Source organism: Limosilactobacillus sp. WILCCON 0051, assembly GCF_039955095.1.
Lineage (GTDB): Bacteria > Bacillota > Bacilli > Lactobacillales > Lactobacillaceae > Limosilactobacillus > Limosilactobacillus allomucosae.
The window spans coordinates 1643849-1655700 of sequence record NZ_CP154878.1 but is presented as its reverse complement, the minus strand read 5'-3'; the positions used below and the strand labels follow the sequence as shown (position 1 = coordinate 1655700).

General features: G+C 50.8%; 8 protein-coding genes. All 8 read left to right on the top strand.

Annotation, left to right across the window (positions count from 1 at the left end; translation table 11 throughout):
* Positions 1-85 precede the first annotated feature (85 nt).
* The 8 genes from ABC765_RS07515 (at position 86) to ftsY (ending at position 11844) form a co-directional block, all read left to right on the top strand.
* Positions 86-451 carry an Asp23/Gls24 family envelope stress response protein gene (locus ABC765_RS07515; RefSeq protein WP_006499614.1) on the top strand — a complete coding sequence of 122 codons (366 nt, stop codon included), beginning with the start codon at positions 86-88 and terminating at the stop codon, positions 449-451.
* A gap of 24 nt (positions 452-475) precedes the next feature.
* Positions 476-2173, top strand: coding sequence for a DAK2 domain-containing protein (locus ABC765_RS07510; protein WP_347980098.1), 1698 nt, complete (start codon positions 476-478; stop codon positions 2171-2173).
* A gap of 85 nt (positions 2174-2258) precedes the next feature.
* On the top strand, positions 2259-4289 hold the full coding sequence (gene recG, locus ABC765_RS07505; RefSeq protein WP_347980097.1) for an ATP-dependent DNA helicase RecG: 2031 nt from the start codon (positions 2259-2261) through the stop codon (positions 4287-4289).
* Between the two features lie 15 nt (positions 4290-4304).
* Entirely contained in the window at positions 4305-5333 is a 1029-nt protein-coding gene (plsX, locus tag ABC765_RS07500; RefSeq protein WP_347980938.1) for a phosphate acyltransferase PlsX, read from the top strand.
* A 49-nt stretch (positions 5334-5382) separates the two neighbouring features.
* Positions 5383-5634 (top strand): acyl carrier protein, encoded by a 252-nt coding sequence (acpP, locus tag ABC765_RS07495; protein ID WP_006499618.1) that lies wholly within the window; start codon positions 5383-5385, stop codon positions 5632-5634.
* 54 nt (positions 5635-5688) lie between these two features.
* A complete protein-coding gene (gene rnc / locus ABC765_RS07490) occupies positions 5689-6414 on the top strand; it encodes a ribonuclease III (RefSeq protein WP_033935201.1) in 726 nt (241 codons plus the stop codon).
* Positions 6415-6430: 16 nt separating this feature from the next.
* Positions 6431-9994, top strand: a complete 3564-nt coding sequence (gene smc, locus ABC765_RS07485; RefSeq protein WP_347980096.1) for a chromosome segregation protein SMC — start codon at positions 6431-6433, stop codon at positions 9992-9994.
* A gap of 20 nt (positions 9995-10014) precedes the next feature.
* Positions 10015-11844: a signal recognition particle-docking protein FtsY gene (ftsY, locus tag ABC765_RS07480; RefSeq protein ID WP_347980095.1), complete on the top strand. Its 1830-nt coding sequence runs from the start codon at positions 10015-10017 to the stop codon at positions 11842-11844.
* Positions 11845-11852 lie beyond the last annotated feature (8 nt).

Below are 11852 nucleotides of genomic sequence, written 5' to 3'. Positions count from 1 at the left end.
TAATTTGCTTTTTGACATTGCTGTGCTATGGTAAGATGATAGAGATATCAACTTGATGACAAACGATTAAGGGAGGCCATTGAAGATGGCAGTTAAGATTAAAACAAAGTCTGGCACGATCGATATTGCTAATGATGTGATCTCAACGGTCGTAGGCGGCGCCGCTACCGACAACTATGGCGTAGTAGGGATGGCCAGTCGCAATCCATTAAAAGATGGCGTCAACCAGATCCTGCGGCATGACAGCTACAGCAAGGGCGTTGTTGTTCGTCAGCAAGACAATGGCGTTTCCGTTGACGTTAATATCATTGTTGGCTATGGCACGAAGATTTCAGAAGTGTCTAAGAGCGTCCAAGAAAAGGTCAAGTACAACCTCGAATCCATGCTGGGCGTCACGGCCAATGCGGTCAATGTATACGTTCAAGGCGTTCGCGTTTTGGGCGATGATTAAGACGTGCCACGGGAGGAATTGATTTTGACAGTTACCAAGATTACTAATCTCGAATTTGGCAAGATGGTTCAGGCGGCAGCCGCCAAACTGAACGCTCAAGCCGAATTCATTAATTCGTTAAATGTATTCCCGGTTCCAGATGGCGACACGGGAACCAACATGAGTATGTCAATGGCCAGCGGTGCCAAGTATGAGCGTGAAGCTACCAGTACCGGTGTTGGCGATTTGGCACAGGCACTGGCTAAAGGTCTTTTAATGGGTGCCCGGGGCAATTCCGGCGTTATCCTGTCGCAGATTTTCCGTGGTTTTGCCAAGGGCTGTGCCGATAAGCAGGAATTGTCAGCCAAAGATTTTGTTGACGCCTATGCCAATGGTGCTCAAACGGCCTACAAGGCAGTTATGAAGCCAACGGAAGGGACGATTCTGACGGTTGTTCGCGAATCGGCTCAAGCTGGCTTAAATGAGGTCAAGGCTGGGAATGACGATCTGGTTGACATTATGGAAAAAATCTACAATGCCAGTGAAGAAGCCTTGAAAAAGACGCCGGACCTGCTGCCGGTGCTCAAGGAAGTCGGTGTGGTTGATTCTGGTGGTCAAGGGCTGGTGTTTGTTTTGCAGGCCTTTTATGAATCATTAAGCGGCAAGGTTGCGGAAAACGACCTGGTTAAGCCGGATAATGCTCAAATCGATGAAATGATCAATGCCAAGCACCATCAAAGTGCACAGGGTAAGCTGGATCCGAATGACATCAAGTACGGCTACTGCACGCAGATGATGGTTCGAATTGGCCGTGGCAAGCAGGTAACGCAAAAATTTGACTATGACACCTTCTATAACTACCTGGCCAAGCTGGGCGACAGTCTGTTGGTCATTAATGACGATGAGGTTGTCAAGGTTCACGTTCATACTGAATTCCCAGGCAAGGTGCTTTCATGGGGTCAGCAGTTTGGTGATCTGCAGACGGTCAAGGTTGACAATATGCGTTGGCAGCAAGAAGAGATCATGGAAAAGGACGAAGGCGAGCCGACACCGCTTGAAAAGGCCAAGGAAGCCGAAAAGCCAGCTCTGGATACAGCAGTGATTGCCGTAGCCTCTGGCGATGGGATTGCCAAGCTGCTGGAAAGTCTTGGCGTAACCCATGTGATCAACGGTGGTCAGACCATGAATCCAAGCATTCAAGAAATTGCCGAGGCCATCAACGAAAGCGGTGCTAAGCAGGCCTTGGTATTGCCTGATAATGGCAACATCTTTATGGCTGCCGATCAAGCTGCCGAAGTTGCCGACATTCCAACTAAGGTCGTTCATGCCAAGACGATTGCGCAAGGCATGAGCGCAATGCTGGAATTCAATCCAGAAGCTGACCTGGCAGAAAACCAGGCCAACATGGAAGGCAATCTGGATATGGTTAAGAGCGGCGAGGTTACCAACGCGGTTCGTGATACGACGATTGATGGTCAAACGATCAAGAAAGATGATTTCATGGGAATCGTGGATGGCAAGATCGTCAATACGGCGGCTGATGTTAAAACGGCAGCAATCGAAATGGTTAAGCAGATGCTGGATGAAGACAGCGAGATCGTTACGATTCTTTATGGGGTCGATGGCGATAAAGAAACTGCTGAAGCCATCAAGGAAGCTATTTTGGCCGTTGATGACGAATTAGACGTTCAGATCTATGATGGTGGTCAGCCGGTCTACCCATACCTGATTTCGGTTGAATAATTATCAGCGCTGAATTGGCGTAATCAAGTCGTGTCGTCAGCAGGCGATGCGGCTTTTTTTACCAGCATTAAAAGGGGGCGTTCGTTTGAAAAGTCTGCAGGATCCAGTTGGCTGCCTAAAAGGGGTTGGCCCGAAAACGGTTGAGGCACTGGCGACTTTAGACATTAAAACGGTTGAGGATCTATTGACGTACTTTCCTTCACGCTATGATGACTTTGCCCCGACTGATCTGAGTGCTGCCAAGGATCGTCAAAAAGTAACGGTGCATGGGACAGTTAGCTCGGAACCGGTTTTGACGCGGTACGGCTATCGGCGCAACCGCTTGAGCTTTCGGCTGTTGGTTGATCGCAACGTTGTCTTGACGACTTTTTTCAATCAGCCATATTTAAAAAACAGTATTATCCTAAATACCCATGTTACCGTGCAGGGAAAATGGGATGCCGCGCGTCAGCAGATTCTGGGAAGCAAATTGTTTACGCAGAATCAAGAGCGTGAATTGGGCGCGATCTATCCAGCCAACAAGCATGTTTCACAAAAAACACTGCGTAAGTTGATCAAACAGGCCTATGATCAATATAAAGACGTCATTGCAACGCTGCTGCCGATTTCGCTGCGCCAGCGCTATCAGCTGATGGAGCGCCGTGAAATGATCAAGCAGATGCATTGGCCAACCACGCCTTTTGTTGCCAAGCAGGCGCAAAAAACAGCTGCCTACGAAGAATTCTTCTTGTTTCAGCTGAGACTGCAGGCAATTCGACGGGCGCACCGGCAAGACGATGGCAATCAGATTCTGTATAACAATCAGGAACTCAAGGAATTTATCAAAACGATTCCCTTTGAGCTGACTGACGCACAGAAACGCTCGGTCAATGAGATCTGCCGCGACCTGCGCGCGCCTTACCAGATGAACCGTCTCTTACAAGGCGACGTGGGGTCAGGCAAAACAATCGTCGCCGCGCTGGCAATTGCAGCCACGGTTAATGCCGGCTACCAGGCTGCTTTGATGGCGCCAACCGAGATTTTGGCGGCCCAGCATGCTGCCAAACTGACCGATATTTTTGAAGGCACGCATGTCAGCGTCGGTCTTTTAACCGGGTCAATGACCGCAAAGCAGCATAAGCAGCTGCTTAATGAGATTAAAGCGGGAACCATTAATCTGGTTGTTGGTACGCATGCTTTGATTCAAGACAAGGTTGATTATGCCAATCTGGGGCTGGCGATTATTGATGAGCAGCACCGGTTTGGGGTTCGTCAACGGCAGCTGCTGCGCGAAAAAGGCGAGAATCCGGATGTCTTGGCAATGACGGCCACGCCGATTCCACGGACGCTGGCAATTACAACCTATGGCGAGATGGACGTTTCAATCATTGACCAGTTGCCAGCTGGCCGCAAGCCGATTGAGACGCGTTGGCTGCGGGAAAATCAGAGCGGAGCCGCGCTGTCGTTTTTAAAAGAACAGCTGGCAGACGGCGCGCAGGTTTATGTAGTCAGCCCATTGATTGAACAGTCGGAATCAATCGATGTAAAAAATGCGACCGACCTCTATGAAAAATTTGCCGAATATTTCGCGCCCGACTACCGAGTTGGACTGCTGCATGGTCGGATGAGCAGTGATGAAAAAGCAGCGGTTATGCAGCAGTTTAAGGACAATCAGCTGCAGGTACTGGTGGCAACGACCGTCATTGAAGTCGGTGTCGACAATCCAAATGCCACGGTCATGCTGATCTATGACGCGGATCGTTTTGGGCTGGCCCAGCTGCATCAATTGCGCGGTCGTGTCGGGCGTGGACAGCGGCAGAGCTATTGTCTGCTGATTGCTGATCCAAAAACTGAGGATGGTCAGGCCCGGATGCAGACCATGACCGAAACGACAGATGGTTTTGCCGTTGCTCAGCGCGACTTGGAGCTTAGAGGTTCAGGCGATGTCTTAGGAACCAACCAGTCAGGCTTACCGCAGTTTAAAGTCGGCGATCCAATTGGGGACTTGAAGATGCTGCAGACGGCGCGGGCTGACGCAGGCGCGCTCTTGGCTGCACCGCATTGGGATGAAAAAGATGAAAATCAGCCGCTGGTACTGTATTTAAAACGTCACCAGCTGGAAACGCACTTTGATTAAGGAGAAGAGAAAATGATTAAAATTGCCGTAGATGCCATGGGCGGCGACCACGCACCCCAGGCAATCGTTGCTGGAGTTGAAGCAGCCCGTGATCAGTATGCCGATTTGGAATTCGATCTGTACGGAGATCCGCAAAAAGTTGAACCGCTGATTAAGAATCAGACGCGGCTGCATTTGGTAAAAACCACTGAAGAAATCGAAATGGGCGAAGAACCAGTCAAGGCCATTCGCCGCAAAAAGGATTCCTCGATCGTACGGGCCGCGCAAGCCGTTAAGGAAGGGCAGGCCGATGCCTTCTTTTCAGCTGGCAATACCGGCGCGATCCTGGCAGCGGGCCTGCTGATCGTCGGCCGCATTAAGGGAATCGATCGGCCAGGTCTGACCAGCGTTTTGCCGATTGCGGAGCCAGGCAGCTCACGGCACAGTTTTGTCTACTTGGATTGTGGCGCTAATGCCGAGGCCAAGGAGCGCAATCTGGTTCAGTATGCTCATTTGGGCCGTTTCTATGCCGAAAGCGTGCTGGGAATCGAAAATCCACGGGTGGCACTGCTCAACAACGGTGCAGAAGAAGACAAGGGCGACCGGCTGCATAAAGAAGTTCACCAGCTGCTTAAGGCTGAAGACAATCTGAATTTTATCGGCAACGTGGAAGCCGGCGACTTGCTGGTTGGCAAGGCCGATGTCGTAGTCAGCGACGGCTGGACGGCCAACGCGGCACTGAAGGCTACTGAAGGCACTGCCAAGATGTTTTTGAAGCTGATCAAAAACGGGATCTTAAATGGCGGTCTGCGGGCCAAGATCGGCTACCTGTTCTTAAAGCCCGTCTTTAAAAACATTGCCAAGCAGATGAGCACTTCGACCTATGGCGGGGCCGTACTGCTTGGCTTGAAGGCACCAGTCGTTAAGACGCATGGCTCTGCTGATGCCGTTGCGGTCAAGAATACGATTGGCCAGATTCGCACCATGATCCAGACCGGCATTATAAAAGAAGCCGTTGACTACTTCAGTCCCGAGGAAAACATGGACAATCAGCCGAAAAACTAATACAATAGGAAAAGTTAGTTCAAAATAAAATTGTGAGGTAGAACAGACGATGGATAAAAAGGAAATCTTTGACAAGGTCTCATCAATCGTAGCCGATCACTTTGACATTGACCGGGCTAAGATTACGGAAGACCTGAACTTAAAGACCGACCTGGATGCCGATTCCATCGACTTTGTAGAATTCGTTCTGGAAGTCGAAGATACTTTTGGTGCTGAAATCGAAGACAGCGAAGCCGAAAAGCTCAGCACGATCGGTGAAGTGGTTGATTACATCGCTGCCCATCAACAGGACAAAAAATAAGCAAAATCACCGGGACCGCGATGAAGCATTACTTTGTCGGCGGTCTTTTTTTCAATGGAAATTACACGAAAGGAAGTTTTTCTCATTAAAGAACTAGAAGACTATCTTGCCAAAGAGTTTGGCATTCATTTCAATAATCCGGATCTTTTAGCAGAGGCCTTTACGCAGGCATCATACGTCAATGAGCATCCGCACCAGGGACTGAAATACTATGAGCGGATCGAGTTTTTGGGTGATGCAGTTTTGCAGCTGTTTGTTTCGGAATATATCTATAAGCGTTTTCCCGAGCTGCCGCAGGGTAAATTGACGCGACTGCGGGCAGCAATGGTGTGCGAGGACAGTTTTTCCAAGTTTGCCAAGGAATGTCACTTTGATCAATATATTCGTCTGGGGCATGGTGAGGAAATGGCCGGCGCTCGGCAGCGGGCCAGTCTGCTGTGTGACATTTTCGAAGCTTTTATTGGTGCTTTGTATCTGGATCAGGGTCGCGATGCCGTGGAAAAGTTCATTCACCGCGTCATCTTCCCGAAACTGGATATGGGTTGGTTTGACCACGCCGTTGATGCCAAGACCAGTCTGCAGGAATTCTTGCAGCGCAACGGGGATGTCGATATTGAATACCATCTCCTCAGCGAAGCCGGTACTGAAAACGATCCGCAGTTTAAAGTCAGCGTCAGCGTAAATGGCGAACCGATTGCTCAAGGGATCGGCAGCTCAAAGAAGCACGCTGAAATGCAGGCGGCACAGGCAGCTTTGAATCAGCTGCGCAAAAATAACTAAAAGGCAGGGAATCCCGATGCGCTTATTGTCGCTAACGTTGGATGGCTTTAAGTCATTTGCCCAACCAACAACAATTGAATTTCGTCCGGGAATGACCGGGATCATTGGCCCCAATGGCAGTGGGAAGTCAAATATCATCGAGGCCATTCGCTGGGTTTTGGGTGAGCAGTCAGCCAAAACTCTGCGTGGTAATAAAATGGCGGATGTCATCTTTAATGGTTCTGAAGACCGTGCGCCACTAAATCGGGCACTGGTTTCGATTGCCTTTGACAACAGTGATCATTATCTGAACAGTGATTTTTCCGAGCTCAAGATCACGCGCAAGCTGTATCGAAATGGCGACAGCGAATATTTGATCAACAGTCAGCAGGTTCGCTTAAGAGATATTGTTGATCTGTTTGTTGACTCTGGTGTTGGTCGCGAGTCGTTCTCCGTGATCTCACAAGGCCGGATTGCCGAGATTTTTAATGGCAAGCCCGCTGATCGCCGTGCCATTATTGAAACGGCCGCCGGAGTATCAAAATATAAACAAAATAAGGCAACTGCTGAAAAACGCCTGGATACGACGCGAGAAAACCTCAACCGAGTCAATGACATCGTTGCCGAGCTGGAAGATCAGCTGGAGCCTTTAGCCGAGCAGAGTGCATTGGCCCAAGACTATCTGGAGCAAAAAGGCAAGTTTGATCTGCTGGACAAGACCAGGACCGTCCGTGAGCTGGATTCGAATCAAGCTGCGCTAAAACAAATCGTTGCCAAGCAGGAAAAAGCACAGGCAATGGCGGCTGAATATGACGAACAGGCTAAGGAAGCTGCTCAAACATTGGCCCAGCAGCAGGCTCAGCAAAAACGGCTGTTAGTCGTCAAAGATGAGCTGCAGCAAAAGATTCTGGATGCCACGACGATCATTGGCAAGCTTAACAGCAAACAGTCGCTGTCCTCTGTCAGACTTGAACAGCGCGAAAATGAAAAACAGCGCCTGCTTGCCCGGCAAAAAGAGCTTAAACAGCAGCTGGCGGCAACTGAAGAAGCACTCATGCAGCAGGATCAGGCAATTGCCGATCAGCAGCAGGCAATCAAGGAACACCAAAAAGCGCTCAATGAAGCCAAATCGCAAAGTGCGGAACAGCGCGCGCAGCAGCTGGCTCAAGAACTGGAATCAATGCGTGATCAGCAGGTTGATCTGATGCAGAAACAGGCTGCGGCTCATAACCAGCAGACGTTTTTGCAGCGCAGCCATGAACAGGCACTCAATCAGTATCAGCAGCACAGCGATGAACTGAAAAACGTGCGGGAACGCCTGGAAAATGCCCAGCAGAATGCTGATCAGCAGGCCCAGCTCGTGATTGCCGCTCAAAAAGAACAGCAAGTCAAAACCCAGCAGCTTGATCAGGAAAAAGCTCAGCAGGCCCAGCTGCAAACGCAGTATGAACAGGTTCAGCAGAGTTGGTATCAAGCGCTGGGGGATGTGCGCTCGTGTCAAAACCGCGTGAAAAACTATCAGGCAATGGCTGCCGACTATACCGGCTATTACAGCGGCGTGCAGAACGTCTTAAAACAGCGCCGTCAGTTCAACGGTTTGTACGGTCCAGTCAGTGAGCTGATCAAGGTGCCGCAAGCCTATACGACAGCACTGGAAACGGTTCTGGGCGGTCAGCTCCAGCATTTGGTGGTGGCGACTCAAAACGATGGTAAGCAGATTATCAACTATCTGGTTCGTCAGCGCGGCGGTCGGGCAACGATTCTGCCATTGGATACGCTGCGCGGCGGCTATCAGCCTCGCAATCTGGCACGCCTGCGCACGCTGCCTGGCTTCGTCGGTCGTGCCAGTGAGCTGATTCAATATGATCCACGCTTTCAAGTCGTGATCGATCATCTGCTGAGCAATACGATCGTGGCCGATAATCTTGATCATGCCACGCTGCTCGCCAAAGAAGGCCAGCACCAGGTTCGCGTCATTACGCTGGACGGTCAGCTGATTAATACCAGCGGGGCAATGACTGGTGGGGCTAGCCGCAGTCAGCGCATTGGTCTGTTAAGCCAGCAGCAGATGGTTGAAAAGATGAAACAAGAGCTGCAGGTACAACAGCAGCGATCCAGTGAGCTGGAACAAAAAGTATCGCAGCTGGAACAGGCAAGGAGGAGCAATCAGCAAACGCTGGCTGCTTTGCAGAATGAAACTGCCCAGGCTAATCAAAAACTCAGTGAAGCCAAGGCCAATCAGCAGCTCGCTGACAGTCAGCTGGCTGAGCTTAAGCGTCAATTGAAGGCTTTGGACTACCAAGCCAATGCGGCCGGCAATCCAGATCAGTTTGCCCAAGAGATGGCCGCAGCCAAGCAAAACGAACAGCAGCTCGCTGATGAACTGACGCAGCTTAAGGTCACCATGGAGAAGATCAAACAGCAGCAAAATGATCTACAGAACAATGCCAGTGCCCAGCTTGAACAGCTTCATGAAATGCAGCAGTGGCTGGCCGTGGCGCGTGAACGGCTGCGTCAGGCCAAAGAGCAGCGCGCGGAACTGCAGACGCGTCAAGAGAATGCCAATGAGCAGCTAGCCAGTCTGGAACAGCAATTACAGGCGCTTGACCATGATGATCAGCTGCAGGCCGATGATCGCCAGACAACGGCCGCTGCATTGGCTGAGGCTCAACAGCAGCTTCACGATGCGCAGGATCAGTTGAAAGCCAGTGATGAAAAACTGACGACGCTGAATGATCAGCTGCAGGATGCCAATGAGCAGAACGATCGACTGCAGGCATTACAGCGCGCGGCTATCGAAGATCTTTCTGGCATCAAGTCGCAGCGAGCTCGTTTGGAGATGCAGATCGATCAAGGACTGAATCGTTTAAGCGAAACCTATTCAATGACGCTTGCCGATGCCAGACAAGAGCTCAGTCCACTGCCTGATGATGAATTGAACCGGCAGCTGAAGCTTTTGAAGCGCGGTCTGGATGAGCTGGGTCCGGTCAATACCGGTGCCATTCAGGAATATGAACGTATTTCAGAGCGCTATGACTTCTTGTCTGGCCAAAAAGCCGATTTGGAAAAAGCCAGAGATCAGCTTAAGGAAACCATGGATGCGATGGATGAACAGGTTAAGACGCGCTTTATCAAGACTTTTAAAGAAGTATCGGCCGCCTTTACCGAAACGTTTGCCACGATTTTTGAAGGCGGGCAGGCTAAGCTGGTGTTGACTGATCCGGATGACGTTTTGACCAGTGGGGTAGACATCATGGCCCAACCGCCTGGCAAACGCAATCAACAGCTGAGTCTGCTTTCTGGTGGGGAAAAAGCGCTGACGGCAATCGCGCTGCTATTTGCCATCTTGAAGGTGCGGCCGGTACCATTTGCCATTTTGGATGAACCCGAAGCTGCCCTGGATGAGGTCAACGTTGATCGATTTGCCAAGTACCTGAGTCGTTTCGGCGAGGATGGCCCACAGTTTATCGTAATTACGCACCGGAAAGGAACCATGATGAATGCCAACGTCTTGTATGGAGTTACCATGCAGGAATCGGGGGTTTCCAAGATGGTTTCCGTCGATGTTGAAGAAGCACTCAATAGCGATGATCGCAATTAGGTTAGAAAGAAGGCGTAAAAATGGGATTATTTGATATTTTCCGTCGTAAGTCCAAGCAGAAAAAAGAAGAAACCCCTGAATCAGCGGCCAGTGAAAATGCTGAAAGCCAGGCCGCTGCCAGTGAAAGTGCGACTGGCCAAAGCACGGCTGCTGAATCTAAGGTAAGTGAAAGTGCGGCCAGCCAAGGTACTGCTGCTGAATCTGGGGTAAGTGAAAGTGCGGCCAGCCAAGGTACTGCTGCTGAATCTGGGGTAAGTGAAAGTGCGGCCAGTCAAGGTACCGCAGTTGAATCCGAAGCAGCCAGTGCGGCAAATGATCAAAAAGAAGCAGCTGCCGAAATTGATGAAGCAACCGCAGCAGCCATGCAGGAATCGGCCGCGGCAGCCGAAGAACAAGCTGCTCAATCCGATGCCGCGCGTCAAGCAGAACAGGCTGCCATTGAAAAAGCACAGTCCGAAGCCGCCAAGCAAAGTGCCGCTGCCGCTGAGGAACAAGCCGCTCAATCTGATGCCGCGCGTCAAGCAGAACAGGCTGCCATTGAAAAAGCGCAGTCCGAAGCCGTCATGCAAAGTGCTGCTGCCGCTGAGGAACAAGCCGCTCAGGTTAAATCCGCTCAGTCACAAGCCGCATCAGAAGCGATCAGCGATGAAAAAACAGCTGAACAGGCCGCCTCGCAGTCTGCCAGCGTTGAAAATACCAGTTCAACCGCAGCTGATGAGCACGCGACTACAGCGACCGTCAAAGAAGCAGTCGCAGCCGAAGAAACCGTTGAAGAATCAGCCAAGACAGCTGAACCACAGTCAGCTGCTGACCATGATTCAGCCGCGGCAGTTCAAGCTGAAACAGACGCCGTGGCTGAGCCAAACAGCGAAAATAATGAAGAGGCTGTTTCGGCATCCTCAGTCGAAGAATCGACGACTGAAAAGTATGATCGCGGTCTGAAAAAGTCACGGACCGGCTTTGGGGCCAAACTGAATCACTTCTTAGCCAATTTCCGCCACGTTGACGAAGATTTCTTTGAAGACTTGGAAGACCTGTTGATCGAATCAGACGTCGGCTATGACATGGCGATGAAGATCTCTGATGAGCTGCGTGAAGAAGTTAAGCTGCAAAATGCCAAGAGCAAGCAGGATGTCTCCAACGTCATCATTGAAAAGATGGTGGATCTGTACGAAGACGCTGGCAAGGATGAAAACCCCGATCTGAATTTTGCCAAGGAAGGTCCAACCGTGATCATGTTCGTTGGGGTCAATGGTGCCGGCAAGACGACTACGATCGGTAAAATGGCCAAGCGCTTTAAGGATGAAGGCAAGCGCGTCCTGCTGGCAGCTGGTGACACGTTTAGAGCCGGGGCCGTTGAGCAGCTGGATGTCTGGGCTAAGCGCGATGGCGTTGATATCGTCATGGGGCCTGCCAATGGTGATCCAGCGGCCGTTGTTTTTGACGGGGTCAAGAAAGCCAAGGAAGAAAACTACGATATTTTGCTGGTTGATACGGCAGGACGGCTGCAAAACAAGGTCAACCTGATGAACGAGCTGGCCAAGATGAAGCGGATCATGGCGCGTGAGATTCCAGATGCGCCACATGAGGTCTTGTTGGTATTGGATGCAACGACTGGTCAAAACGCGCTGAATCAAGCCAAGCTGTTTAAGGAAAGCACGGACGTTTCTGGGATCGTGCTGACCAAACTGGATGGAACGGCGCGTGGTGGGATTGTTTTAGCCATTCGCAATGAGCTGCATCTGCCGGTTAAGTACGTTGGGCTGGGCGAAAAGGTTACCGATCTGGAGAAATTCGATGCCAGCGATTTTGTCTACGGACTGTTCAAGGGCCTGGTTGTCGAAAGATAAGAGGTGGC